Genomic DNA, 25,363 nt, shown 5'->3' on the forward strand with positions numbered 1-25,363 from the left:
GACCTTCCCGAGCCAGCCCGAGCCCGGTCCCGCGTATCCGACCGACCCACCTACGGCGCCCCCCGCCAGCCCGGGTACGGTGAACCGGGATACGTCGCTCCGGCGTACGGCACGTCGGCACCGGCGCGGCCGACCCCCGTCTTCAGCCTGATCTCGTTGATCGCGGGCATCGTCGGACTCGTCGGGTTCTTCGTGGTGTTCATCCCGATCGTGGGCGGCGTCATGCAGCTCATCATCCCGGCAGCCGCGGTGGTCCTCGGCTTCATCGGCCGCAAGCGTGAACCGGCCGCGAAGGGCATGTGGCTCACGGGCATCATCCTGGGCTTCGTCGGCCTCGCCATCGCCGTGCTCTCGATCATCTTCTGGAGCATCGCCTTCGCCAACATCCCGTTCTCCACCGACCCGACGTTCTAGGGGATCGATGTCCGACCGCGAGGGGGTCTCGCCCGACGGCGAGGCCCCCGACCGTTCCCCCGGTGCAGATCCCGCACCGGGGATCCCGCCGACGCAGCCGACGGCGCAGCCCGGCACGCAGCTGCCTCAGCCGCGAGATGCTTCCGCCGACGTCGATCCGTCGGCCCGCGAGTTCGACGTCCCCTTCGACACGGGCGAGCTGCACCGGCTGCCGACCGGCCAGCTCCTCATCGTGCACCGGCCCGACCAGGCGGGCGCGGCAGCCGACGCCGAGGAGGAGGACACGCAGCGACGCATCTACAGCTGGGTCGCCGCCATCGTCGGCACCATCGGCGCCATCGCGTCGCTCTTCGTCGGGTGGATGCTGCCGCTGTCGATCGCGGCGATCGTCTTCGGCGTGCTCGGGCTGCGACGCGAGGAGGAGGGACGCATGCTCGCCTTCGTCGGGATCGGCACGGGAATCACCGGTCTCGTCTTCTCGGCCGTGTGGATCGGCTACTACGCGATCGTCTTCGACGCGCTCCCGCGCTGACTCGAGGGGGTCGCACCGTGCCGGGGCCGGGGCCGAACGGGCCGCTATCCCAGTCGCTCGACGAGGAGCGCCACGTGCCGGCCCGATTCGCGCGTCAGGACGATCGTGGCGCTCTCATCGCCGCGCAGCTTGAGGCGGGTTCGGAGGGCCGCCGGATCGACGTCGACGCCGCGCTTCTTGATCTCGAGCGTGCCGACCCCCCGGGCATGGAGGGCCTGGCGCAACTGCCGTTCGTCGGCCGGCAGGTGCTCGAGCACGCGGAACCCGCGTGCGAAGGGTGATTCGAACTCCGTGTCGGTGGTCAGGTATGCGATGCCCGGGCTGAGCATCCATGCGCCGTTCGCCCGCGCGAGGTCGCCGATGAGGCGAGCTCGGATGACGGCACCGTCGGGTTCGTAGATGTAGTCGCCGATCGGGCCGACGGGGGCATCTTCGCTGTCGGCCGGCGCCGTGAGCTCGGCCGCGCTCTCGCCGCGCACGACGAGCGCGGCACGACCGACACCGGGCCGGGCCACCGCGCCCTGCCAGACGCCCAGCTCCAGGACGTCTCCGTCGACCGAGATCCACTGGGCCTCGGCCCCCGCCGGGATGACGCGGCGATCGGTGCCGGGACCGAGCTTCACGCCGACGGGCAGGCGATCGGCCAGCCCGAATGCGAAGTCGAGGCTGGGGGAGTACTCGGCGGCGTCCGCGATGCGACGTGTCGTGCCGCCCGCGGTCGTGCGGCGCGCCGGATCGAGGAAGGCGCCGCCGATGCCGCTGAGCGAGACGTCCTCGGCTCGTGCGTGCAGCACTCGGACGCGAGGGAAGGGCGTGAGGTTGTAGGCGGCGATGGCCGCGGTGATCTCGTCGGCCTCGACCGCCGTGACCTCGAGGTCGATCGCCGCGAGGGCGAGGGCGTCACCCCCGATGCCGCACCCGAGGTCGGCGACGTGCTCGATCCCGGCTCTCGCGTAACGGCCCGCATGCAGCGCCGCGACCCGCCGGCGGGTGGCCTGCTCGAGCCCCGCCTCGGTGAAGAGCATGCGCGAGGCGAACTCGCCGAACTTCGCCGCCGCTCGCGCCCGCAGCTTCGACTGGCTGAGCACGGTCGCGACGAGGCCGGGCGGATGCCCCTGACGGCGCAGGTCTGCCACGGTCTTCACCACGTCGGCCGTGGTATCCCATGCGGGGAGGCTGTCGAGGAGTCGGAGTCCCTCGGGCGAGAGGAGTTCGACGAGCTCGGCGCGGTCCACCCGGCAACGCTAGCATCGGCCCGATGGCGGTCGGCCGGAAGCCGAGCCTTCCAGGGCTGGCACTCACGTTGCACGAGTGCCAAATCGCCCCTAGACTCGATTTAGCACTCTCACAGTGAGGGTGCTAATCAGTCTTCATCAAGAAAGAGGTCAAACGTGTCGGTTTCCATCAAGCCGCTCGAGGATCGCATCGTCATCAAGCAGGTCGAGGCAGAGCAGACCACCGCGTCGGGTCTCGTGATCCCCGACACCGCCAAGGAGAAGCCGCAGGAAGGTGAGGTCGTGGCGGTCGGCCCCGGCCGCATCGACGACAACGGCAACCGCGTTCCGCTCGACGTGGCCGTCGGCGACCGGGTCCTGTACTCCAAGTACGGCGGCACCGAGGTGAAGTTCGGCGCAGACGAGTTCCTCGTCCTCTCCGCGCGCGACGTGCTCGCGGTCGTCGTCCGCTAGTCGACACGACATCGTTCCGAGGCCCGGACGCCCATGCGGCATCCGGGCCTCGTCGCGTCTCGTGCGGGGCGTAGTCTGAACCGGTGTCATCGCGTTCCGAAACCGACCTGCCCTCGGCCGGGCCCCGACACGCGCTGAGCCGCTCGGGCCTCGCATTCGCGGTCAGCGCGTACGGCCTCTGGGGATTCCTGCCGATCTACTTCATCGCGCTCGAACCCGCCGGCCCGATCGAGATCGTCGCATGGCGGGTGCTCCTCTCCCTCGTCTTCTGCGCGATCCTCATCGCGGCGACTCGCGCCTGGCGTCCGTTCGCGCTCCTCCTCCGTGATCGGCGGATCGTGCTCATCATGGGGCTGGCCGGGGCGCTCATCTTCATCAACTGGCAGACCTACGTGTTCGCGGCGCTCACGGGGCAGGTGGTCGAGGCCGCCCTCGGGTACTTCATCAACCCGATCGTCACCGTCTTCCTCGGGGTGCTGGTGCTGCGGGAGCGTCTCAACGCCACCCAGTGGACGGCGGTCGGCATCTCCATCGTCGCCGTCATCGTGCTCGGCGTCGGGTACGGGCAGCTGCCGTGGATCGCGCTCATCCTGGCGTTCTCGTTCGGTTTCTACGGCCTCATCAAGAAGCGGGTCGGTCCGCGGGTCGACGCCGTCGCCGGCCTCACGCTCGAGACGGCATGGCTGGCTCCACTCGCGGTCGCGCAGTTGGTGTTCGTCGCGATGACCACGGGCCTCACGATGGGCACGGTGAGCCCGTGGCACACGACGCTCCTGCTGCTCGCCGGTGCCGTCACGGCCGTGCCGCTGCTGCTGTTCGCCGCGGCATCCCGTCGCCTTCCGCTCGTCTACATGGGGTTCATCCAGTACTTCGCGCCGTTCATCCAGTTCTTGGTGGGCGTGGTGGTGCTGCAGGAGCCCATGCCGCTCGAGCGATGGATCGGGTTCGGCCTGGTCTGGGTGGCCCTGCTGGTGCTCACGTTCGATCTCGTTCGCGGCATGCGGACGTCTCGAAGGGCCGCGGCGGCGGAGCCGATCTGAGAAGTCGGCATGGCGCCCCCGAACGAGGGCCACGCAATCATCTGCTGCGATGACCCGCATGTGCGCTGATTCTGTGCGTCGGCTGGCACAACGGTGTCGGAGAGGTAACGATTCGTGCGGTGTTACACGGTTGTGACCGCAGCGACTTGTTTCCGATTGGGGCGGGCAATACTGTCAAACACACGGCGTCACCAGACGCTGATTTTGTGTACCAGTCCTTCAGTCCCAAGGAGCAACATGAGCGTATTCGCGAAGGCCACGGCCTCGCGCTCGGCTCGCGCAGCATGGACGGGGGTCGCCCTCGCCGGCGTCAGTGCCCTCCTCCTCACCGCGTGCAGCACGGGCGCCCCGGCCCCCGCCGAATCGGATGAACCGACCGAGGCCGCCGGCGACGCCCTGCCGATCGAGGCCGGCGAACGTGACCTCACCCTCAAGATCGGCACCCTGCTTCCGCAGAGCGGCAACCTCGCGTTCCTCGGACCGCCCGAGGAGGCAGGTGTTGCGGCCGCCGTCGAGGACGTCAACGATGCCGCCCAGGGAATCACCGTCGAAGCCGTCTACCGCGACTCGGGTGACACCACCACCGACATCGCGACCGTCTCGACCACCGACCTCCTCTCGCAGGATGTCGCGGCGATCGTCGGGGCGGCCTCGTCGGGTGTCTCCTTCACGGTCATCGACCAGATCACCGCGGCTGGTGTGGTGCAGTTCTCGCCGGCGAACACGTCGCCCGACTTCACCGATTACGACGACAACGATCTGTACTTCCGTACCGCTCCGTCCGACCTCCTGCAGGGTGAGGTGCTGGGCAACCAGATCGCCTCCGATGGCGCATCGACCCTCGGTCTCATCGTCATCAACGACCCCTACGGCACCGGCCTGGCCGAAGCGACCAAGGCGGCGTTCGAGGCGGCCGGCGGCGAAGTGGTCGCCGAAGAGCTCTACAACACCGGTGACTCGAACTTCGACGCACAGGTGGCCGCGATCACCGCGGCCAACCCCGACGCCGTCGCGGTCATCACCTTCGACGAGTCGAGGGTCATCGTCCCGGCCCTCGTGGGCGCGGGCCAGCCTGGTGACTCGCTCTACTTCGTCGACGGAAACCTGTTCAACTACACCGCGGACTTCGCACCCGGCCTGATCACCGGGTCGAAGGGCACCCTGCCCGGGCCGAAGCTGGAAGACGACTTCCGCGACCGCCTGCTCGCGGTCGACCCGGCACTGACCGAGTTCGCCTACGGCCCCGAGTCGTACGACGCGGTCATGCTCATCGCCCTAGCCGCGTACGCGGCGAACAGCGCAGACCCCGCTGACTTCGCTCCGTACATCCGGCAGGTCTCGGGTGGCACCGGCGACGGCGAGAAGGTCTCCACCTTCGCCGACGCCGCCGCGCTCCTCGCTGAGGGCCAGCAGATCGACTGGGACGGCCCCTCGGGCCCGATCACGCTCGACGAGGCCGGCGACCCCACCGAGGCGAGCATCGGTGTCTACGAGTACGCAGAGGACAACACGTTCTCGCGTATCAACTAGTACGCACCTCGCCTGGAAGGGCCCCGGCTCCGGCCGGGGCCCTTTCGCATGCCCGGTCTCCGGCCGGGGCCCTTTCGCGTGCCCGGCTCCGGCCGGGGCCCTTTCGCATGCCCGGTCTCCGGCCGGGGCCCTTTCGCGTGCCCGGTCTCCGTCCCCCGTCGCCCGTCCCTCTCCGTCGCCGTCCCCCGGTCCCCGGGACCCTCGCCACATCGTCGAGGGTGCCCGAAACGTCGCCGCCGCGCCGGTCGCCAGCGGCCGGAGACGTCGTTTCGAGCACACTCGGGGAACCGGCACGGCAATCGCCACGCGCGAGCCGACGTGCGAAGGCTCCTGAACGGTCGCGGGCGAAGCCGGATGGAATGACGAAGGGCGGATGCCGCGGCATCCGCCCCTTCGTGGACCGGGTTGCTCAGTCCTGGCCGAGCGTGCCCAGGTACAGGCCGATGACCTTCGGGTCGTTCAGCAGGTCGCGACCCGTTCCGGTGTAGGCATCACGGCCCTGGTCGAGCACGTAGCCGCGGTCGCAGATCTGCAGGCAGCGACGGGCGTTCTGCTCCACCATGATGGTCGTCACGCCCGCTCGGTTGATCTCCTTGACGCGCAGGAACGCCTCGTCCTGGCGGACCGGTGAGAGTCCGGCCGACGGCTCGTCGAGCAGCAGCACGTGGGGGCCCATCATGAGCGCTCGCGACATCGCGACCATCTGCCGCTCACCGCCCGACAGTGAGCCGGCGCGCTGGGTGAGTCGCTTGCCGAGCTCGGGGAAGATGTCGACGACGAACGCGAGCCGCTCCTTGAGCCCCTTGGGCTTCTGGAAGAGGCCCATCTCGAGGTTCTCCTGGATGGTCAGCGAGGGGAACACGTTGTTCGTCTGGGGGACGAATCCGACGCCCTTGGCGACGAGCTTGTTCGCCTTGAGGTTCGTGATCTCCTCGCCGTTGAGGCGGATCTTCCCCTCGCGCACCTTCACGAGCCCGAAGATCGCCTTCAGGAGGGTCGACTTGCCGGCACCGTTGGGGCCGATGATGCCGATCAGCTCACCCTGCCTCGCCACGAGCGAGCACGAGTTCAGGATGTTCACGCCTGGCAGGTAGCCCGCTGTGACGGTGTCGACCTCGACGACCGTGTCGGTCTCGGCTTCGAGCACCGCGCTGGCGGTGGGTTCACTGTTCGTCATCGATGAGCTCCTTCAACACCTCGACGTTCTCCGTGTCGGTCGCGCCGAGGTCGGTGTCGTGATGCGCACCGAGGTACGCGTCGATCACGGCCGGGTCCTCCATGACCGTGTGCGGATCGCCCTCTGCGACGATCCTGCCCTCGGCCATCACGATCACCCAGTCGGCGATGTGGCGCACCATGTGCATGTCGTGCTCGACGAAGAGCACCGTCATGCCCTGCGACTTGAGATCGAGGATGTGATCGAGGAGCGACTGCGTGAGGGCGGGGTTCACGCCCGCCATCGGCTCGTCGAGCATGACGAGGGTCGGGTCGCTCATGAGCGCTCGGGCCATCTCGAGGAGCTTGCGCTGTCCGCCCGAGAGGCTCGCCGCGTAATCCTCCTTCTTGGCGTCGAGCTTGAAACGCACGAGGAGTTCCTCGGCCTTGGCCTCGATCTCGTCCTCCTGCTTGCGCCAGACGAACGGCAGGATCGAACGGAACAGGCTCTCACCGGTCTGCCCCTTGGCACCCAGCTTCATGTTGTCCATGACGGTGAGCAGGCCGAGCGCCTTCGTGAGCTGGAAGGTGCGGATGAGCCCCATCCTGGCGACCCGATAGGCAGGCACGTGGGCGAGCGATCGACCGTCGAACTCCCACTTGCCCTCGTCGGGCTTGTCGAACCCCGTGAGCAGGTTGAAGAACGTGGTCTTGCCGGCACCGTTCGGGCCGATGAGGGCGGTGATGGCGCCACGCGGGATCTCGACGTGGTCGACATCGACCGCCGTGAGCCCCCCGAAGGTGCGCTTGACGCCGTCGGCGGTGAGGATCGGGTCGACCTTGCGGACGCCCGGCTCGGCTTCGCCGACGTGGAGGCCGGTGCTCTTGACCGGCTTGGCCGTGGGAGTGACGTTACTTGACAAAGGCCAGCTCCTTCTTGTTCCCGAAGATGCCCTGAGGCCTGAATATGACGATCAACATGATCGCGATGCCGACGAGGATGAACCGGAGCTGACCGGCCTGCACCTGCGTCATGAACGGGAACCAACCCACCTCGACCGCTCGGGCGACGAAGCCCGAGAAGAAGGACAGCAGCACCCAGAAGATCATCGATCCCACGATGGGTCCGAAGATCGTGGCGGCCCCGCCGAGCAGCAGGATCGCGTAGATGAAGAACGTGAGCGACGTCTGGTAGTTCGCCGGCACGACCGCGCGCGGCATGATGAAGATCATACCCGCGAACGTGCCGTAGACCCCACCGAGGATGAGGCTCTGCATCTTGTAGGAATAGACGTTCTTGCCCAATGCGCGCACCGCGTCCTCGTCCTCGCGGATGCCCTTGATGACGCGCCCCCAGGGGCTGCGCATGATGAGCCACGTGAGCAGTGCGAACAGCACCACGAGCGTCCAGCCGACGATGCGGATCCACCAGTCGAACGCGTTGTAGGTGAAGGGCCCGAACCCGTAGGTGCCCGGTGGGATCGGGTTGAGGGCGGCGAGACCGGTCTTGTAGCCCTGGAGGCCCGTCGCCGACCCGGTGATCGCGTCGAACGTGTTCGTCGTGAAGATGAGCCGCAGGATCTCGGCCGCGGCGATCGTCACGATCGCCAGGTAGTCGGCTCGCAGACGCAGGGTCGGGATACCGAGGATCAGGGCGAAGATCACGGATGCCCCGATCGCGACGAGCACGGCCGCCCACACCGGGAACCCGAAGCTCAGGGTGGAGATGGCGTATCCGTACGCACCGAGCGCCATGAAGCCCGCCTGACCGAAGTTCAGGAGGCCCGTGTAGCCGAAGTGGATGGCCAGGCCGAGTGCGGCCAGCGCATACGCGGCGGTCGTGGGGCTGATGAGCTCCTGTGCCGCGTTGGAGAAGATCGTAATCCAGTCGATCATGGTCGGTCCTCCTTAGCCGATTCTCTCGCGGCGACCGAGGATGCCCTGCGGTCGGAACAGCAGCACGACGATGAGCACGACGAGCGCCCCCACGTACTTCATGTCGGACGGGATCCAGAGGGTCGACATCTCGATGAACAGGCCCACGATGAGTGAGCCCACGAGCGCGCCGAACGCCGTGCCGAGTCCGCCGAGCACCACCGCCGCGAAGATCAGCAGCAGGATCTGGAAGCCCATGTCCCAGCTCACACCCGGGCGGAAGTACGCCCAGAGGACGCCGGCGAGGCCGGCGAGCGCCGCACCCGAGACCCAGACGATCCGGATGACCCGGTCGACGTCGATGCCGCTGGCGGCGGCGAGGCTGGCGTTGTCGGCGACTGCGCGCGTCGCCTTGCCGATGCGGGTGCGCAGCAGGAAGTAGGCGACCGCGACGAGCACGACGATGCTCGTCGTCATGCTCGCGATGTCGATCCACGACAGGGAGATGGGTCCGAGCTGGATGTCGGACGGAGCGGTGGCACCGGGCAGCTGCTGGGTGCCACCGCCGTAGATGAACTGGTACGTGTACCGAAGGGCCAGCGAGAGGCCGATGCTCACGATCATGAGGGGGATGAGGCCGACGCCTCGACGGCGCAGCGGTTTCCAGAGCCCCGCGTCGAGCACCCAGCCGAGGAGTGCGCTCAGCACGATGGCGATGGCGATCGCGATCCAGATCGGCAGGGCGAGGTCCACCCCGAAGGTCAGCACCATGAGGGCGCCGAACGTGACCATCTCGGCGTGCGCGAAGTTCGAGAGTCCGGTCGTGCCGAAGATGAGGGACAGCCCGATCGCGGCGAGCGCAAGAAGCAGGCCGAAGTTCAGCCCGTTGACGAGCCGGATGAGCACCTGGGCGAACAGCCCGGTCGTCTGGCGTTCACCCTCGCCGATGAAGAAGTTGACCGCCTTGATGCCGGTGAGCCCGAACTCCGCCTCCACGGTGGCGCCGCCCTCGGTGACGGCGACACCCTCGGGCAGGGTGTCCTCGTCGAGCGTGACCTCGTACGTGGCCCTCTCGGGCACTCCGATGCGCCACTTGCCCTCTGCGTCGGTCTCGGTCTCTGCCTCGAAGCCGTTGCCCTCGACGGTGATGCGAACGCCCTCGAGCGGTTCGTCCTCGAAGGTGACGTTGCCGGTGAAGAAGTTCTCGAACTCCTCCTCCTCAGCAGGCGCTGTCGGCTCCTCGGTCTGCTCTGCTGCCGGGGCCGGACTCACTTCCTCCGCCATCGCAGGGGACGCTGCGATGCCGGACAGGGTGAGTGCGGACAACAGGATTCCGAGGAGTATGAGCCACCTCCCGGGTGACCGTCGGGCGACTGTTTGAGTGGGTTCCACTGCACCTCCAAGGGCCGCGGCGGCTGATGGCCTCCGGTCCGGGTTTCTCTCGACGACGTCGTCGACAGTACGTGCCGATTATGTCTCATGTGTTTCGCACCTGCGCACAACGGCCCTCGATTGTTATCCGGGGAATGCCCGACACGCAAACTCGCTTAACATTTGGTAGGCCCGGCGAACCTCTCACTCGCTGGTCGCACCCACGATTCGGAACGAAGGGGAGACATGGATCACGCGGATCCGTTCGGACTCACAGGACTGACCTACGACGACGTCCTGCTGCTGCCAGGCCACACCGACGTGATCCCGAGCGAGGCGGATACGACCTCGCGCCTGACTCGTCGGATCGAGGTCTCGACTCCGCTGCTCTCGGCCGCGATGGACACCGTCACCGAGGCGCGAATGGCGATCGCCATGGCCAGGCAGGGCGGTATCGGCATCCTGCATCGCAATCTCTCCATCCAGGAGCAGGCCGACATGGTCGACCGGGTGAAGCGCAGCGAGTCGGGCATGATCTCGAACCCCGTGACGACCACCCCCGATGCCACCGTCGCCGAAGTCGACCAGCTCTGCGCGACCTACCGCGTCAGCGGCCTGCCCGTCGTCGACGGCGAGGGCGTCCTCGTCGGCATCATCACCAACCGGGACATGCGGTTCGTCTCCGATTTCGAGAAGCGCTCGACGTACGTGCGCGACGTCATGACGAGGATGCCGCTCATCACCGGCCACGTCGGCATGGACCTCGACGAGGCGATCGCCATCTTCGCCGAGAAGAAGATCGAGAAGCTTCCGCTCGTCGATGGGGCGGGCCGGCTCACCGGACTCATCACCGTGAAGGACTTCGACAAGTCCGAGCAGTACCCGAACGCCACGAAAGACGCCGAGGGGCGTCTCCGCGTCGGTGCGGCGATGGGATTCTTCGGTGACGCCTGGGAGCGCGCAGAGGCACTCCGTGACGCCGGCGTCGACGTGCTCGTCGTCGACACCGCCAATGGTGAGAGCGCCGGTGTGCTCGACATCATCCGACGCCTGAAGGCCGACCCGACGTTCGCCCACGTCGATGTGATCGGCGGCAACGTCGCGACCCGCGAGGGCGCGCAGGCGCTCGTCGACGCGGGCGCCGACGCCGTCAAGGTCGGCGTCGGACCGGGCTCGATCTGCACCACGCGCGTCGTCGCGGGCGTCGGCGTCCCCCAGATCACCGCCGTGTACGAGGCGTCGAAGGCCACGAAGCCGGCCGGAGTGCCGCTCATCGCCGACGGCGGCCTGCAGTACTCGGGCGACATCGCCAAGGCGCTCGTCGCAGGCGCCGACACCGTGATGCTCGGTTCCCTGCTCGCCGGCACGGCCGAGAGCCCGGGTGAGCTGGTGTTCCAGAACGGCAAGCAGTTCAAGACGTATCGCGGAATGGGTTCGCTCGGAGCCCTGCAGACGCGCGGCCAGAAGACGTCGTACTCGAAGGACCGGTACTTCCAGGCCGACGTCCCGTCCGACGAGAAGCTCATCCCCGAGGGGATCGAGGGGCAGGTGCCGTTCCGAGGCCCGGTCGCCGCGGTGGCGTACCAGCTCGTCGGTGGTCTTCGCCAGTCGATGTTCTACGTCGGCGCACGCACGATCTCCGAGTTGAAGGAGAAGGGCAGGTTCGTGCGGATCACGCCGGCCGGACTCAAGGAGTCGCACCCGCACGACGTGCAGTTCGTCGTCGAGGCACCGAACTACACCCGCTGATCGGGCGCCGAGCGAGGAGCAGCCCCGGGTGCACGCGGCTGATGCCGCGTCTCGATACGCGTCGCGCTGCTCGCGGCGCTACTCGACGACCGGGTCGTCGCGCTGCGCGCGGCGCTCCTCGACGACCGGTGGGCGCGCGGCGCTCCGCGACGACCGGGTGGGTCAGCGCGCCTCCGCGAGCCGCATCACCGCCTCCGCCAGCACCTCCGGCGTGCAGGCGAAGTTGAGTCTCGCGTGTCCCCGGCCGACGGATGCCCCGAAGTCGGGTCCGCTCGTGAGCGCGACCCTCGCGTGCTCGAGCGCGTAGACCGCGGGGTCGTCACCCCAGCCCAGCGCTGACAGGTCGAGCCACGCGAGGTAGGTGGCATCCGGCATCCGATAGCGGACGCCCGGCAGCTCGTCGGCGAGGAGGTCGGCGAGTAGGCGACGGTTGTCGTCGAGGCTCGCGAGCACGCCGTCGAGCCAGTGGCCGCTCTCGCGGAACGCAGCGACCGTGGCAATGGCGCCGAACTGGCTCATGCGCCACGAGACCTCCTCGGGCATCGCCGCACGTACCGCATCCCCGCGGGCACTCGCCGTGACGATGAGCGCGGCCTTCAGTCCGGCGATGTTGAACGCCTTGGTCGCCGCGGTGACGGCGACGCCCCACTCGCGCGCGGCATCCGACACCGTGAGGAACGGCGTGTACGGGCTCGCCGGTCGCGCGAGCGGGCCGTGGACCTCGTCGGCGACGATCGTGACGCCGAAGCGCGCGGCAAGATCGGCGAGCGCGGCGAGCTCGACCGGCGTCGGATTGATGCCGATGGGGTTGTGCGGGTTGCAGAGCACCATGGCGCGGGCACCGGCCGCGAAGGCGGCCTCCAGGCCCGCGAGGTCGAGCGACCAGCCCTCGTCGATGCCCCCGCGCATGGGCACCTCGACGACGGTGCCGCCGGCCTCCGCGACCAGGGCGGAGAACGGCGGATAGACGGGCGGTGTGATGACGATGCCGTCGCCGGGATCCGTGACGCGCCGCAGCACCTCGACGATGCCCATGCTCACGTCGGCCGTGCACGTGGTGCGGGCCGGGTCGACATCCCACCCGAGGCGTGCGGCGGCGAACGCCTGGAACGACTCGGCGACGTGGTGCCCGCCGGCCGCATACCCGGTGTCGGATCGCTCGATCGCCGCGTGCAGCGCGTGCGCGATGGGCTCCGCGAGCGGGTAGTCCATCTCGGCGACGGGTAGCGGTAGCACGTCGGGCGGGAACGCCCGCCACTTCGCGCTGGTGCGAGTGCGGAGGACGTCGATCGGGTCTGCGGCGATGCGTTGCATGCCTCCAGCTTGCCCTCCGTCGACAGGACCCCGAACACCGCAGGATGCGAGGTGGCGACGGATCCCCCGCAGCGGTAGTCTGAACGGCTGCCTCAGCGCGCCGCGGCGGATGTCGCGAATCGAACGGATCCACCATGGGCTTCATCGACGTCAACGGCGTCTCCTTCTCCCTGCCCGACGGGCGCCCGCTGCTCGCCGACCTCGCCTTCCGCGTGACGGAGGGGAAGACGACCGCGCTCATCGGCGCGAATGGCGCGGGCAAGTCGACCCTGCTCCGGATCATCCGGGGCGACCTCCGCCCCGACGAGGGCAGCGTGCAGGTCGAGGGCGGCCTCGGGGTCATGGACCAGTTCGTCGGCACCGGGCGCACGGCTCCCGTGGCGGAGGAGACGGTGGCGGGGCTGCTCGTGTCGGTGGCGCCGAGGCGCATCCGAGAGGCGGCGCTCGAGCTCGAGGCATCCGAGAACGCACTCATCGAGCGCGATGACAACGAGACCCAGATGCGGTACGCGTCGGCGCTCGCCGAGTACGCGGAAGCCGGCGGCTACGAGCAGGAGGTGGTGTGGGACCACTGCACCGTCACAGCCCTCGGCATCCCGTTCGAGCGCGCGAAGTGGCGCGACCTCGCCAGCCTTTCGGGTGGCGAGCAGAAGCGCCTCGCCCTCGAGGCGCTGCTGCGCGGGCCCGAGCAGGTGCTGCTGCTCGACGAGCCCGACAACTCGCTGGACGTGCCGGGCAAGCGCTGGCTCGAGGCGCAGCTCCGGGCGACGCCCAAGACCGTGCTGCTCGTGTCGCACGACCGCGAACTGCTCGCCCGAGCCGCCGACCGCATCGTGACGCTCGAGCTCGGGGCCGCGGGCAACACCGCGTGGGTGCACGGCGGCAGCTTCGAGGGCTACCACGAGGCTCGCGAGGCGCGCTTCGCCCGGCTCGACGAGCTGCGCCGCCGCTGGGACGAGCAGCACGCCGCGCTGAAGACGCTCGTCGCGACCCTGAAGGTGAAGGCGACGTACAACGACGGCATGGCATCCCGATACCAAGCTGCCGTGACGCGCCTGCGCAGGTTCGAGGATGCGGGGCCGCCCGAGGAGCGCCCGCCCGACAAGGCCGTGTCCATGCGACTGCGCGGATCGCGCACGGGCAAGCGCGCCGTGGTGTGCGAGCGGCTCGAGCTCACCGGTCTCATGCGCCCGTTCGACCTCGAGGTCTGGTACGGCGACCGCGTGGCGGTGCTCGGGTCGAACGGCTCGGGCAAGTCGCACTTCCTGCGGCTGCTCGCCGGCGGCGGCACGGAACCCGATCGCCTGCTCGGGCATGTGACCACCGTCGGCGAGACCCTCGCCCGCGTGCCGCACGAGGGCCGAGCCGTGCTGGGTGCGCGCGTCGTGCCGGGATGGTTCGCGCAGAACCACGAGCACCCCGAGTTCGTCGGACGCACACTCCTCGACATCCTGCATCGGGGCGATGCAGATCGCGAGGGCATGGCGCGCGAGGCGGCGAGCTCGGCGCTCGACCGGTACGGGCTCGCGGGCTCCGCGCTGCAGCGCTTCGAATCGCTGTCGGGCGGCCAGCAGGCGCGGCTGCAGATCCTGCTGCTCGAGCTCTCGGGCGCGACGCTGCTGCTGCTCGACGAGCCCACCGACAATCTCGACCTCGTCTCGGCCGAGGCGCTCGAGGACGCGCTCGAACGGTTCGACGGCACGGTGCTCGCGGTCACGCACGACCGCTGGTTCACGCGCAGCTTCGACCGGTTCCTCGTGTTCCGCTCCAACGGCGAGGTCGTCGAGACCGACGCGCCCGTCTGGGACGAGGCACGCGTCGTCCGCGCTCGCTGAGTCGCAGTCCGTGGAGGGCACGGTTCGGTAGGGTTGACGGGTGACCCAGGAGATCGAGATCGGCCGCTCGAAGCGGGGCCAGCGCGTCTATGCCTTCGACGACATCGCCATCGTTCCGAGCCGTCGCACCCGCGACCCCGAAGACGTCTCGATCGCCTGGTCGATCGATGCGTACCAGTTCGACATCCCCTTCCTGGCCGCGCCCATGGACTCGGTCGTCTCGCCGCAGACGGCCATCATGATGGGCCGACTCGGCGGTGTCGGCGTGCTCGATCTCGAGGGGCTCTGGACCCGCTATGAAGACCCCGAGCCGGTGCTCGCCGAGATCCGCAACCTCTCGTCCGACCGGGCGACCGAGCGTATGCAGCAGCTCTACTCGGAGCCGGTCAAGCCCGACCTCGTAACGGCTCGACTCGCCGAGATCCGCGCCGCGGGCGTCACCGTGGCGGGGGCCCTCTCGCCGCAGCGCACGCAGGAGCTCTACGAGACCGTGGTCGCGGCGGGCGTCGACCTGTTCGTCATCCGCGGCACCACGGTCTCTGCCGAGCACGTCTCGAAGAACCAGGAGCCGCTGAACCTCAAGAAGTTCATCTACGAGCTCGACGTGCCGGTCATCGTCGGCGGCGCGGCGACGTACACGGCGGCGCTGCACCTCATGCGCACCGGAGCTGCGGGCGTGCTCGTCGGCTTCGGCGGAGGGGCTGCATCGACCACTCGCCCGACCCTGGGCATCCACGCCGCGATGGCCACGGCGGTGGCGGATGTCGCTGGAGCGCGCCGTGACTACCTCGACGAGTCGGGGGGTCGCTACGTGCATGTCATCGCCGACGGCGGCGTGGGCAAGTCGGGCGACATCGTCAAGGCGATCGCCTGCGGCGCCGACGCGGTCATGCTGGGCGCCGCGCTGGCACGCGCGACGGACGCTCCCGGCGGTGGCTACCACTGGGGCCCCGAGGCGCATCACTCGAAGCTCCCTCGCGGGCAGCGCGTGCAGGTCGGGCAGGTCGCCTCGCTCGAGGAGGTGCTGTACGGGCCGGCCCCCGCCGCCGACGGGACTGCGAACCTCGTCGGCGCCCTGCGACGCTCGATGGCGACCACCGGGTACTCCGACCTGAAGGAGTTCCAGCGCGTCGAGGTCGTCGTCGCGCCCTACCCCGGCGCGTAGCACCGACCGGAGGCCGAGCCTCCCGATCACCTCCGAACCGAGCGCAGCAGCCCGCGAGCGATCGGAGGTCGGGTAGCGTTGAAGGCGATCGCGCGGCCATGCCCAGTGGCCGCGGAAACGGGGTTACGACGATGGCCAAGCAGAGGTCGGTGACGCGTTCGACGAAGCTCGGATCCGAGGAACGAGCGGCCGCGATCGCTCGTCTCAAGGAGAAGGAGCTCGACATCGTCGTGGTGGGCGGCGGCATCGTCGGCACCGGCGCCGCGCTCGATGCCGTCACGCGCGGCCTGTCGACCGGGCTGCTCGAGGCCCGCGACTGGGCGTCGGGCACGTCGAGCCGATCCTCGAAACTCGTGCACGGCGGCATCCGGTACCTGGAACAGCTCGACTTCCGCCTCGTGCGCGAGGCGCTCATCGAGCGAGGGCTGCTGCTCCAGCGCATCGCACCGCACCTCGTGAAGCCCGTGCGGTTCCTCTACCCCCTGAAGAAGCGGTTCTTCGAGCGCCTCTACATCGGCGCCGGCATGCTGCTCTACGACATCTTCAGCTACACGGGCGGCCGCCCGCCCGGCGTGCCGCACCACCGTCACCTGTCGAAGCGGCAGGTGCTACGGGCCATCCCGTCGCTCTCGCCCGACGCGCTCGTCGGCGGCGCCACGTACTACGACGCGCAGGTCGACGACGCCAGGTACGTCGCGAGCCTCGCGCGCACCGCGAGCTTCTACGGTGCGCACGTCGCGAGCCGCGTCAAGGTCGAGGGCTTCCTGAAGGTGGGCGAGCGGGTGGTCGGCGTGAAGGCCCACGACCTGCAGACCGACGAGCACTTCGAGGTGCGGGCCAAGCAGGTCGTGAACGCGACCGGCGTCTGGACCGACGACACCCAGCGCATGGTGGGCGAGCGCGGCACGTTCAAGGTGCGTGCCTCGAAGGGCATCCACCTCGTGGTGCCGCGCGATCGCATCCAGTCGGCCATGGGCATGATCTTCCGCACCGAGAAGAGCGTGCTCTTCATCATCCCGTGGGGGCGGCACTGGCTCATCGGCACCACCGACACCGACTGGAACCTCGACAAGGCGCATCCGGCCGCGACCGCCGCCGACATCGACTACCTGCTCGAGCACGTCAACTCGGTCATGCGCGTGCCCCTCACGCGCGAAGACGTCGAGGGCGTGTTCGCGGGACTGCGGCCCCTGCTCGCGGGTGAGAGCGACCAGACCTCGAAGCTGTCACGCGAGCACATCGTCGCGCACACGGTGCCCGGACTCGTCGTCGTGGCCGGCGGCAAGTGGACGACCTACCGCGTGATGGCGAAGGACGCCATCGACGCGGCCGCCGACGCACTCGACGGCAAGGTTCCCCCGTCGACCACACAGGACATCCCGCTCCTCGGCGCCGAGGGCTACCAGGCAGCCTGGAACAAGCGCGGCAAGATCGCCCGCGCGTTCGGCGTGCACAAGGTGCGCATCGAGCACCTCCTGACCCGCTACGGCACCATGACCGATGAGCTCCTCGCCCTGATCCGCGAGGACCCCGAGCTCGGCGAGCCGCTCCCGGGCGCCGATGACTACCTCGCCGCCGAGGTCGTGTACGCGGCATCCCACGAGGGAGCGCTGCACCTCGACGACGTGCTCGCCCGTCGCACGCGCATCTCGATCGAGGCGTGGGACCGAGGCGTCTCCGCGGCACCCGTCGCGGCGAAGCTCATGGGCCGTGTGCTCGGCTGGGATGCCGACCGCGAGGCGCTCGAGGTCGAACGGTACCTGCAGCGCGTGGCCGCCGAGCGCGCATCGCAGGAGCAGCCCGACGACGAATCGGCCGACCGGGCGCGGCTGGAGGCGCCCGACATCGTCAAGGTCGACTGAACCGGGGCCGATAGACTTGACCGCGACGCACTCGAGACCGAGGAGTCCGCGCACATGATCGAGGTCCGCCGGGTGGATCTGCCCGGAGTCGGTGTCCTGCACTCCTTCGTGACCCGCGACAACCGCGAGATCTCCGTCGTCGTGCAGCGCACCGGCCAGAGCGACCTCATCGTGCGTCCCGAAGACGACGACGACGAGGCCAAGGCGACGACGGCACGGCTCGAACCCGACGAGGCCCGCACCCTCGCCGAGCTCCTCGGCGGAACGCGCATCACCGAATCGATCGCCGACCTCGACGCCATGCCCGGGGTGCCGATCGGCTGGGTCGCCGTCGATCCCGGCGACCGCATCGACGGACGCGAGCTCGGCTCGGTCGAGGCGCTCAACGATTCCGCGGTCACCGTCGTGGCGGTGGTGCGTGGCGACGAGGTGCAGGTGACGCCCCCGCCCAGCTTCCGCATCCAGGCGGGCGACATGCTCGTCGCCGCGGGGGCGCCCGACCGCATCGCCGAGGCGTTCCGTGCCGCTGGTCACCCGGGTCCCGAAGCCGAAGAGCCCGGGGCCTGATGCTGAAGATGATGCTGCGCCCCCGGTGGGTGCTCGCGCTGCTGCTTGCCCTCGCCGTTGCGGCCGGGTTCGCCCTGCTCGGCCAGTGGCAGCTCGACCGGGCGATCGAGCAGGCGGTGGTCGACGAACGGCCGACCGAGGAGGTGCGGCCGCTCGGCGAGGTCGCGCAACCCGACGGATTCACCACGCAGGCCGCCACGGGGCAGCGGGTCGAGGTCGCCGGTTCATTCGTCCGGGGTGACACGGTCATCGTCGAGGGCCGACTGAACGAGGGCGAGACCGGGTACTGGGTGGTCGCCCACTTCGAGGTCTCGGATGCCGCACCGGGCGGCCTGCCCGTCGCCCTCGGCTGGGCGCGCGACGCCGACACCGCACGCGAGGCCGCCGTCCGCTTCGACGCCGGCGCGGGCGGCGAGACCGACGTGGTGGGGCGCTTCCTGCCGAGCGAGGCTCCGGTGCTGCCCGGCGAGGGCGACGATCCGTTCGCCATGCAGACGGTCGCCGTGGCGCAGCTCATCAACGTCTGGGCCGACTTCGACGATCGGCCCGTGTACTTCGGATACGTCACGTCGACCGAACCCGCGGCGGGACTCGAAGCCATCTCGTCACCACCGCCCGAGGCATCGGTGGAACTCAACTGGCTCAACGTCTTCTACGCCGTCGAGTGGGTCGTGTTCGCGGGGTTCGCGGTGTTCCTGTGGTACCGGCTCGTGCGTGATGCGGTCGAGCGCGAGCGCGACGAGGCGGAGGCCGAGACGGCGGGAACGCCGCAGGGCTGACCGGACCCGTTCCGCCTGGGGCGAACCCCGCCCGCACGCACGCGCGGCAGGCGCATGATCGTGGTGTGGACGATGTGGTGGATCCCCTCGACGCCTACTCGACGGTGGTCACGCGGGTCGCGAGCACGGTGCTGCCGAGTGTCGCGAGCCTTGCGGTGCGCTCGTCACGTGGTGGCGGCGCCGGCAGTGCGAGCGTCATCTCCGACGACGGAGTGCTGCTGACGAGCGCGCACGTCGTCGCCGGAGCGCGATCGGCCGAGGCGACGTTCGGAGACGGCACCTCCGCGAGCGTCGACGTGATCGGCCGCGACGTGCTCTCCGACCTCGCCGTCCTCCGGGCACAGGGGCCGGTGCCGCCGCCGGTGCTGTTCGGCGACGCGGCCGGCCTTCGGGTCGGGCAGCTCGTCGTGGCGCTCGGCAATCCGATGGGCCTCGCGGGCAGCGTGACCGCCGGCATCGTCTCGAACCTCGGCCGATCGCTGCCGACCGCGTCGGGCCGCGTCATCGATGAGGTGATCCAGACGGATGCCGCGCTGAATCCCGGGAACTCGGGCGGCGTGCTCGCCGACGGCGCGGGCCGGATGGTGGGCGTCAACACCGCCGTCGCCGGGATCGGACTCGGACTCGCGGTACCCATCAACCGAGCCACGCGCGACATCATCGCCACGCTCACGCGCTCCGGCCGCGTGCGCCGTGCCTGGCTCGGCATCGTCGGCGCGAAGGTGCAACTCGCCCCCGAGCTGGCGGCGAGGATCGGATCCCCGACCGGACTGCAGGTGGCGGGAGTCGCACGCGACAGTCCGGCGGAGCTCGCCGGGATCCACCGCGGCGACATCGTGGTCTCACTCGACGGCAACGACGTGGTCACGTCGACGTCGATCCAGCGGCTCATGGTCGAGGATGCGATCGACCGCCAGGTCGAGATGACCGTCTGGCGCAATGGCGCGCTCGTCGACGTGTTCGTGGTGCCTCGCGAACTCGTCGATGCGTGAACGCGGGCCCTCGCCGTCACGCCGACACGTAGACTTGACGCATGCCCCTCGAGCCGAAACCCGCCGATCTGCCGCGCATTCGCGGGGCGCTCCGCTTCTACCAGGTCGCCTCGATCATCACCGGCGTACTGCTGCTCGCGCTCTGCGCCGAGATGCTGATGAAGTACGCGTTCGGCCTCGAACTCGAGCTCGGTGGTCCGCAGGGCTTCCTCGCCTTCGTCCCGAGCGACACGGTCACGGCGGTGAACCTCTCGACCGGCATCCTGATCGTGCACGGCTGGTTCTATGTCGTGTACCTCTTCAGCGACTTCCGTCTCTGGAGCCTGATGCGCTGGCCGTTCGGCCGGTTCATCCTCATCGCCCTCGGCGGGGTCATCCCGTTCCTGTCGTTCTTCCTCGAGGTGCGGATCGCGCGCGAGGTGCGCGCCTACCTCGAGCGGCGCGAGGCCGAGGTCGCGAACGTGGCTCGGCCGGCCGAAGCGGAGGCTCAGCCGTGAGCGATCTGGGTCAGTCCACCGATCTGGGTCAGTCCACCGAGCTGGGTCAGTCCACCGAGCTGGGTCAGTCCACCGAGCAGGAGCAGCTGACCGAGCAGCGCCCCGTGCTCGTCGTCGACTTCGGCGCGCAGTACGCGCAGCTCATCGCGCGACGCGTGCGCGAGGCATCCGTCTATTCCGAGATCGTGCCGCACACCATCACCGTTGACGAGGTGCGCGCGAAGAACCCCGTGGGCATCGTGCTGTCCGGCGGGCCGTCGTCGGTGTACGAGCCGGGCGCGCCGGCACTCGACGAGGGCATCCTGCGGCTCGGCGTGCCGACCCTCGGCATCTGCTACGGGTTCCAGGTGATGGCGCAGCAGCTGGGCGGCGAGGTGGCGCACACCGGGCACCGGGAGTACGGCTCGACCGCGGTCACGGTGCGCACCGACGACGAGAACGCCCTCCTCGGGGGCCAGCCCGAGCACCAGACCGTGTGGATGAGCCACGGCGACTCGGTCGCGGTCGCACCGCAGGGCTTCGAGGTGTTGGCATCGACCGCCACCACCCCGGTCGCGGCCTTCGCCAGCGATGAGCAGGGCATCTACGGCGTGCAATGGCATCCCGAGGTGAGGCACTCGCCGTACGGACAGGACGTCATCGAGAACTTCCTGCACCGGGCGGCGGGCATCCCCGCCGACTGGAACCCCGGCAACGTCATCGCCGAGCAGGTGGCGCGCATCCGCGAGCAGGTCGGCTCGGCGCGCGTCATCGCGGGCCTGTCGGGTGGTGTCGACTCGGCCGTCGCCGCCGCGCTCGTGCACGAGGCCGTCGGCGACCAGCTCGTGTGCGTGTTCGTCGACCACGGCCTGCTGCGCAAGGACGAGCGTCGCCAGGTCGAGGAGGACTACGTCGCGGCGACCGGTATCCGGCTCGTGACCGTTGATGCGGTCGACACCTTCCTCGACGCCCTCGCCGGGGTGACCGATCCCGAGGAGAAGCGCAAGATCATCGGGCGCGAGTTCATCCGCGCCTTCGAGCGCGCCGAGCGCGACCTCGTCGCCGAGGCATCCGCCGACGGGCAGCCGATCCGCTTCCTCGTGCAGGGCACGCTCTATCCCGACGTCGTCGAATCGGGGGGCGGCACCGGCACCGCGAACATCAAGAGCCACCACAATGTCGGCGGCCTGCCCGAAGACCTGCAGTTCGAGCTCGTCGAGCCGCTGCGCACGCTCTTCAAGGACGAGGTGCGCGCCATCGGTCGCGAGCTCGGGCTGCCCGAGGCGATCGTCGGCCGGCAGCCGTTCCCCGGACCCGGGCTCGGCATCCGAATCGTCGGTGAGGTGACGCGCGACCGCCTCGAGGTGCTGCGCGAAGCCGACGCCATCGCGCGCGCCGAGCTGACCGCGGCCGGACTCGACGAGCAGATCTGGCAGTGTCCGGTCGTGCTGCTCGCCGACGTGCGATCGGTGGGTGTGCAGGGCGACGGGCGCACGTACGGGCACCCGATCGTGCTGCGGCCGGTGTCGTCGGAGGACGCCATGACGGCCGACTGGACGCGCCTGCCGTACGACGTGCTCGCGCGTATCTCGAACCGCATCACGAACGAGGTGCGCGAGGTGAACCGGGTCGTGCTCGACGTCACGTCGAAGCCGCCCGGCACCATCGAGTGGGAGTAGGCGGGTTCGTCATCACTCCAGTCGCCCGCGGATGGTGGTTCTGCTTCGCCTCTCGTGCGGTACTCGACGAAGACTGACGCAAGCCTCCGCGATGTCTGACAGGATTTGTTCGCGGGTTTGAGATCTCGAGGCTCACCGTCCTGGATCCGGAGCGTCTGCACTGTCCGTGCGCACGCCGCATTCGTCCGGGGTCACCGATGCCTCCGTGGAGTCGGGAGGACGGTGAGAGATCGTGACAGGGGTCATCCGAGTGCTCGCGATACTGCTCGGGTTCATCTGGTTGGCGCTCGGGTACGGCATCGTCGACCTGTCCGTGATGCTGACCTGGGATGTCGAATTCCTGCCGCTCCTTCCGCTCGAGGCAAGTTGGGGTGCGGTGGTCACCTTCTTCGTGGCGATGCCGTTCGTGGTGGTCGCGGTTCGGCCGGTCCGCTGGGCCGACCTCGTTGTCATGTCCGCGCTCGTGGTGATCGCCCTGTGCATCGGGTCGCTCTTGACCGGCGAGACGAGTGGACTCTGGCTCGCGGCGGCAGTTGCGGTGACCGGCGGCGGCATCGCGATCCCCGGCATCGTCGGCATGCGTGGCGGTGAGTTCGGCCCCGGCGTGCACTGGCGACCCGGGCTGGATGTTCCGTTCGCGGTGCTCGCCGTTGCCGGGATCCCGCTCTGGGGCATCTTCGTGCGAGACGCGGCGACATTGGCGGACCAGTCGCCGTCGGACATCACGCTCGGGATCGACCATTGGCCGATTCACGTCGCGGCCGGCGTGCTGGTCCCCGCCGGAGCCGTGCTCGCGGCCTCGGTGGGCCGCCTGCGCACGCTCGCGGCGGTGGCCACGGCGCTGACGGCGACCTGCATCGGTGCGGCGATGGCGGTCTCGCAGTCGTACCCGGTGGCGACCGCGTCGGCCCACTGGAGCGTGCTCGTGTTGGTGTGGGGCGCAGCAGTCCTGCTGGCCGCGATGCGGGCGATGGCTCTTCAGGGGCGACCGAGCGCCGAGCCGATCCAGCGTGGTGCTACTCCGTCGCCTGGCGTCGCTGCTTCGAACGGAGACGCGAGACGGTCGTCGCACGGCGGCTGAGGACGAGCCGCGTGTGCTCGTCATGGTGGAATCCTCCCCTTGCGGCGGAATACGTCTGGTGAGGATTCGGCCGCGCGAGTGGGATTCCGCCGCCTCCGCCGGCGCCGCTGGAGCCACCGTCTCGGGGGCTCGGCTCGCGGCATCCGTCGACGGAAATGCGGAACGGCCGCCCGCGGGCGGCCGTTCACGTGAGAGGAGACGCTGCGGACGTCAGTCGCTGGACTGCATGATCGCGAGCATCCGCAGGATCTCGAGGTACAGCCAGATGACGGTCACCATGATGCCGAAGGCGCCGGTCCACGAGTACTTCTTCGGGGCGCGGTTGCGCACGCCCTGCTGGATGAAGTCGAAGTCGAGCACGAGCGAGTACGCGGCCATGATGACGACGAACACGCCGATGATCAGGCCCAGCGGGATGCCGAAGATGTCGGCGCCGCGGAGACCCCACGGGTCGTCGGTCGCGCCGAACAGGATGAGGCCGAAGTTCACGAGCGAGAACACCAGGTAGCCGACCATCGCGATGAGGAAGATCTTCGTGGCCTTCTTCGATGCGCGGATCTTGCCCGAGGCGAAGAGCGCGAGGGTGACGCCGACCACGACGAGCGTGGCGATGACCGCCTGGGCGACGATTCCGCCGCCGAAGGCCATCTCGTACCACGCCGAGATGCCGCCGACGAAGACACCCTGGACCCCGGCGTAGGCGAGCACGAGGGCCGGCGACGGCTCCTTCTTGAAGATGTTCACGAGCGCGAGCACGAAGCCGACGATGCCGGCACCGATCCACAGGAACGGCAGCGGAGCGGCGGCGAACCAGCCGATCGCCGCGCCGACCAGCAGCAGGCCGAACGAGACGGCGGACTTCTGCAGCGCGTCGTCGTACGTCATGACCTCGCGGTCGGGCAGCGTCGCGGGCTGGTCGTACATCTCCTGGAGCTGCTGCGCCGAGACGTCTTGGGCGGCGGCGACGGCACCCTGCGACGAGAAGGCGGGGTTCCGCTTGAATGCGGGGTTGTCGAGAGCCATGCTGTGATTCCTCTTTCGGCTGTCGTCGGTGAGAGGGGGAATCGCGCGGACGATGCATCCGCTCGTTGTTCCAACTTACCGGACTCACCAGTGGGAACACCGCGAGTTCTCGCCTCATTCCCGAGGATGCCGGCGGCCCGTCACTACGCTTGGCCCATGCAGCACGACATCGGCTCGCGTCCGCTCGTGATCGGGCATCGCGGCGCGCCGGGCTATCGACCCGAGCACACCCGCTCGGCGTACGAGCTGGCGTTCGCGCTCGGCGCCGAGGCGGTCGAGCCCGACATCGTGGCCACGCGCGACGGCGTGCTGGTGCTGCGGCACGAGAACGAGATCTCAGGCACGACGGATGTCGCGAGCCGCCCCGAGTTCGCCTCGCGGCGCACGACGCGCCGCATCGACGGCCGACTCCTGACCGGTTGGTTCACCGAGGACTTCACCTGGGCCGAGCTGTCGACCCTCCGTGCGCGGGAACGGCTCGGCGCACTGCGGCAGGCCAGCATGAGCTTCGACGGACGCTACCCGATCCTGCGCCTGCGCGACCTGTTCGAGCTCATCGACACCGCGGCCGACGAGCAGCGCCGACGCATCGGCATGGTCGCCGAGTTCAAGCACGCGACGCACTTCGCCTCGCTGGGGCTGCCCCTGGACGAGCTGTTCGCCGCGGAGCTCGACGACGCCGGCTGGGGGCGCGGGGACTCGCGCCTCGTCATGGAGGCGTTCGAGCTCGACGTGCTCGACCGGCTGGGCGGTCGCGGCATCCATGGGGCTCGGGTCTTCCTCATCGAGGCGACCGGGTCGCCCGCCGACCTCGTGCTCGAGCACGGGCGCGCGGCACCGAGATTCGACGAGTTCGTGACGGAGGCGGGCCTGCTGCGGCTGGCGGGTCGCGTCGACGGCGTGAGCGTGGACAAGGCCAGGCTGCTGCCCTCCGCCGAGGGCGTCGCTTCGGGGAGCAGGGGCAGTGCCCGGCAGCAGAGGCCCCTCGAGGGCTCCGAGCTGGTCGACGCCGCCCACTCCGCCGGCCTGCGCGTCTTCGCGTGGACGCTCCGCCCCGAGAACCGATTCCTGTCGCCCGCGTTCCGCCGCGGCACCGCCCGGGCCGCGTTCGGCGACTGGCTCGGCGAGTTCGAGCGGGTGATCTCGACGGGCGTCGACGGCATCTTCGTGGATCATCCCGATCTCGGGCTGGAGGCGCGCGCCGCGGCATCCGCCCGCTCGTGAAGCCGCCGCCGT

General features: G+C 69.4%; 23 protein-coding genes. 16 read left to right on the top strand and 7 right to left on the bottom strand.

Annotation, left to right across the window (positions count from 1 at the left end; all coding sequences use genetic code 11):
- Window positions 1-156 precede the first annotated feature (156 nt).
- Together HUS56_RS11750 and HUS56_RS11755 are read left to right on the top strand one after the other, a co-directional pair.
- A complete protein-coding gene (locus HUS56_RS11750) occupies window positions 157-414 on the top strand; it encodes a hypothetical protein (RefSeq protein WP_173923601.1) in 258 nt (85 codons plus the stop codon).
- A 7-nt stretch (window positions 415-421) separates the two neighbouring features.
- On the top strand, window positions 422-946 hold the full coding sequence (locus tag HUS56_RS11755; RefSeq protein WP_173923602.1) for a DUF4190 domain-containing protein: 525 nt from the start codon (window positions 422-424) through the stop codon (window positions 944-946).
- Between the two features lie 44 nt (window positions 947-990).
- On the opposite strand, the gene HUS56_RS11760 is transcribed toward HUS56_RS11755, so the two are convergent.
- Window positions 991-2,181 (bottom strand): class I SAM-dependent methyltransferase, encoded by a 1,191-nt coding sequence (locus HUS56_RS11760; protein WP_173923603.1) that lies wholly within the window; start codon window positions 2,179-2,181, stop codon window positions 991-993.
- A gap of 156 nt (window positions 2,182-2,337) precedes the next feature.
- Between HUS56_RS11760 and groES the strand changes: the two genes are divergently transcribed.
- The 3 genes from groES to HUS56_RS11775 all read left to right on the top strand — a co-directional run bounded on the left by groES (window position 2,338) and on the right by HUS56_RS11775 (window position 5,204).
- Complete coding sequence (groES, locus tag HUS56_RS11765; RefSeq protein WP_017203655.1) at window positions 2,338-2,634, top strand: co-chaperone GroES; 297 nt, start codon at window positions 2,338-2,340, stop codon at window positions 2,632-2,634.
- An 83-nt stretch (window positions 2,635-2,717) separates the two neighbouring features.
- Window positions 2,718-3,674, top strand: a complete 957-nt coding sequence (gene rarD, locus HUS56_RS11770) for an EamA family transporter RarD (RefSeq protein WP_371808305.1) — start codon at window positions 2,718-2,720, stop codon at window positions 3,672-3,674.
- Window positions 3,675-3,911: 237 nt separating this feature from the next.
- Window positions 3,912-5,204 carry an ABC transporter substrate-binding protein gene (locus tag HUS56_RS11775; protein ID WP_173923604.1) on the top strand — a complete coding sequence of 431 codons (1,293 nt, stop codon included), beginning with the start codon at window positions 3,912-3,914 and terminating at the stop codon, window positions 5,202-5,204.
- A gap of 409 nt (window positions 5,205-5,613) precedes the next feature.
- On the opposite strand, the gene HUS56_RS11780 is transcribed toward HUS56_RS11775, so the two are convergent.
- From HUS56_RS11780 to HUS56_RS11795, 4 genes are read right to left on the bottom strand one after another with little or no spacing between them, the layout of a single operon-like run.
- Window positions 5,614-6,381, bottom strand: coding sequence for an ABC transporter ATP-binding protein (locus tag HUS56_RS11780; RefSeq protein ID WP_173923605.1), 768 nt, complete (start codon window positions 6,379-6,381; stop codon window positions 5,614-5,616).
- Window positions 6,368-7,282: an ABC transporter ATP-binding protein gene (locus HUS56_RS11785; protein WP_173923606.1), complete on the bottom strand. Its 915-nt coding sequence runs from the start codon at window positions 7,280-7,282 to the stop codon at window positions 6,368-6,370. The genes HUS56_RS11780 and HUS56_RS11785 overlap by 14 nt, the downstream gene beginning before the upstream one ends.
- Window positions 7,272-8,252, bottom strand: a complete 981-nt coding sequence (locus HUS56_RS11790) for a branched-chain amino acid ABC transporter permease (RefSeq protein WP_173923783.1) — start codon at window positions 8,250-8,252, stop codon at window positions 7,272-7,274. The genes HUS56_RS11785 and HUS56_RS11790 overlap by 11 nt, the downstream gene beginning before the upstream one ends.
- A 15-nt stretch (window positions 8,253-8,267) precedes the next feature.
- Window positions 8,268-9,518: a branched-chain amino acid ABC transporter permease gene (locus HUS56_RS11795; protein WP_173923607.1), complete on the bottom strand. Its 1,251-nt coding sequence runs from the start codon at window positions 9,516-9,518 to the stop codon at window positions 8,268-8,270.
- A 333-nt stretch (window positions 9,519-9,851) separates the two neighbouring features.
- Between HUS56_RS11795 and guaB the strand changes: the two genes are divergently transcribed.
- Window positions 9,852-11,354, top strand: coding sequence for an IMP dehydrogenase (gene guaB, locus HUS56_RS11800; protein WP_173923608.1), 1,503 nt, complete (start codon window positions 9,852-9,854; stop codon window positions 11,352-11,354).
- A gap of 162 nt (window positions 11,355-11,516) precedes the next feature.
- On the opposite strand, the gene HUS56_RS11805 is transcribed toward guaB, so the two are convergent.
- On the bottom strand, window positions 11,517-12,668 hold the full coding sequence (locus HUS56_RS11805; protein ID WP_173923609.1) for a MalY/PatB family protein: 1,152 nt from the start codon (window positions 12,666-12,668) through the stop codon (window positions 11,517-11,519).
- A gap of 134 nt (window positions 12,669-12,802) precedes the next feature.
- On the opposite strand from HUS56_RS11805, the gene HUS56_RS11810 reads away from it, so the two are divergent.
- The 9 genes from HUS56_RS11810 (at window position 12,803) to HUS56_RS11850 (ending at window position 23,104) form a co-directional block, all read left to right on the top strand.
- A complete protein-coding gene (locus HUS56_RS11810; RefSeq protein ID WP_173923610.1) occupies window positions 12,803-14,503 on the top strand; it encodes an ABC-F family ATP-binding cassette domain-containing protein in 1,701 nt (566 codons plus the stop codon).
- A 40-nt stretch (window positions 14,504-14,543) separates the two neighbouring features.
- Entirely contained in the window at window positions 14,544-15,668 is a 1,125-nt protein-coding gene (locus HUS56_RS11815) for a GuaB3 family IMP dehydrogenase-related protein (RefSeq protein ID WP_173923611.1), read from the top strand.
- Between the two features lie 131 nt (window positions 15,669-15,799).
- Window positions 15,800-17,530, top strand: coding sequence for a glycerol-3-phosphate dehydrogenase/oxidase (locus HUS56_RS11820; protein ID WP_173923612.1), 1,731 nt, complete (start codon window positions 15,800-15,802; stop codon window positions 17,528-17,530).
- A 54-nt stretch (window positions 17,531-17,584) separates the two neighbouring features.
- Window positions 17,585-18,097: a cation:proton antiporter regulatory subunit gene (locus tag HUS56_RS11825; protein ID WP_173923613.1), complete on the top strand. Its 513-nt coding sequence runs from the start codon at window positions 17,585-17,587 to the stop codon at window positions 18,095-18,097.
- Window positions 18,097-18,876 carry an SURF1 family protein gene (locus HUS56_RS11830; protein WP_173923614.1) on the top strand — a complete coding sequence of 260 codons (780 nt, stop codon included), beginning with the start codon at window positions 18,097-18,099 and terminating at the stop codon, window positions 18,874-18,876. Before HUS56_RS11825 ends, HUS56_RS11830 begins: the two co-directional genes overlap by 1 nt.
- 74 nt (window positions 18,877-18,950) lie before the next feature.
- Window positions 18,951-19,868, top strand: a complete 918-nt coding sequence (locus HUS56_RS11835; RefSeq protein ID WP_371808310.1) for a S1C family serine protease — start codon at window positions 18,951-18,953, stop codon at window positions 19,866-19,868.
- A 41-nt stretch (window positions 19,869-19,909) separates the two neighbouring features.
- Window positions 19,910-20,365 (top strand): DUF3817 domain-containing protein, encoded by a 456-nt coding sequence (locus HUS56_RS11840; RefSeq protein ID WP_173923616.1) that lies wholly within the window; start codon window positions 19,910-19,912, stop codon window positions 20,363-20,365.
- Window positions 20,366-20,424: 59 nt separating this feature from the next.
- Entirely contained in the window at window positions 20,425-22,023 is a 1,599-nt protein-coding gene (gene guaA, locus HUS56_RS11845; protein WP_305792492.1) for a glutamine-hydrolyzing GMP synthase, read from the top strand.
- A gap of 232 nt (window positions 22,024-22,255) precedes the next feature.
- Window positions 22,256-23,104, top strand: coding sequence for a hypothetical protein (locus HUS56_RS11850; RefSeq protein WP_173923617.1), 849 nt, complete (start codon window positions 22,256-22,258; stop codon window positions 23,102-23,104).
- Window positions 23,105-23,314: 210 nt separating this feature from the next.
- Here the strand turns inward: HUS56_RS11850 and HUS56_RS11855 are convergent, their stop codons facing one another.
- Window positions 23,315-24,127: a Bax inhibitor-1/YccA family protein gene (locus tag HUS56_RS11855; RefSeq protein WP_173923618.1), complete on the bottom strand. Its 813-nt coding sequence runs from the start codon at window positions 24,125-24,127 to the stop codon at window positions 23,315-23,317.
- A 156-nt stretch (window positions 24,128-24,283) separates the two neighbouring features.
- Between HUS56_RS11855 and HUS56_RS11860 the strand changes: the two genes are divergently transcribed.
- Window positions 24,284-25,351, top strand: a complete 1,068-nt coding sequence (locus HUS56_RS11860; protein ID WP_173923619.1) for a glycerophosphodiester phosphodiesterase family protein — start codon at window positions 24,284-24,286, stop codon at window positions 25,349-25,351.
- The last annotated feature ends 12 nt before the right edge of the window (window positions 25,352-25,363 follow it).

It is taken from the genome of Agromyces sp. Marseille-P2726 (assembly GCF_902809835.1).
Taxonomy (GTDB): Bacteria; Actinomycetota; Actinomycetes; order Actinomycetales; family Microbacteriaceae; genus Agromyces.

Coding starts and splice junctions, on each gene's coding strand:
- guaB (WP_173923608.1), top strand. CDS start 9,852: ATGGATCACGCGGATCCGTTCGGACTCACAGGACTGACCTACGACGAC.
- HUS56_RS11755 (WP_173923602.1), top strand. CDS start 422: ATGTCCGACCGCGAGGGGGTCTCGCCCGACGGCGAGGCCCCCGACCGT.
- HUS56_RS11805 (WP_173923609.1), bottom strand. CDS start 12,668: ATGCAACGCATCGCCGCAGACCCGATCGACGTCCTCCGCACTCGCACC.
- HUS56_RS11825 (WP_173923613.1), top strand. CDS start 17,585: ATGATCGAGGTCCGCCGGGTGGATCTGCCCGGAGTCGGTGTCCTGCAC.
- HUS56_RS11840 (WP_173923616.1), top strand. CDS start 19,910: ATGCCCCTCGAGCCGAAACCCGCCGATCTGCCGCGCATTCGCGGGGCG.
- HUS56_RS11855 (WP_173923618.1), bottom strand. CDS start 24,127: ATGGCTCTCGACAACCCCGCATTCAAGCGGAACCCCGCCTTCTCGTCG.
- HUS56_RS11830 (WP_173923614.1), top strand. CDS start 18,097: ATGCTGAAGATGATGCTGCGCCCCCGGTGGGTGCTCGCGCTGCTGCTT.
- HUS56_RS11775 (WP_173923604.1), top strand. CDS start 3,912: ATGAGCGTATTCGCGAAGGCCACGGCCTCGCGCTCGGCTCGCGCAGCA.
- HUS56_RS11810 (WP_173923610.1), top strand. CDS start 12,803: ATGGGCTTCATCGACGTCAACGGCGTCTCCTTCTCCCTGCCCGACGGG.
- HUS56_RS11795 (WP_173923607.1), bottom strand. CDS start 9,518: ATGGCGGAGGAAGTGAGTCCGGCCCCGGCAGCAGAGCAGACCGAGGAG.
- HUS56_RS11820 (WP_173923612.1), top strand. CDS start 15,800: ATGGCCAAGCAGAGGTCGGTGACGCGTTCGACGAAGCTCGGATCCGAG.
- HUS56_RS11780 (WP_173923605.1), bottom strand. CDS start 6,381: ATGACGAACAGTGAACCCACCGCCAGCGCGGTGCTCGAAGCCGAGACC.
- HUS56_RS11860 (WP_173923619.1), top strand. CDS start 24,284: ATGCAGCACGACATCGGCTCGCGTCCGCTCGTGATCGGGCATCGCGGC.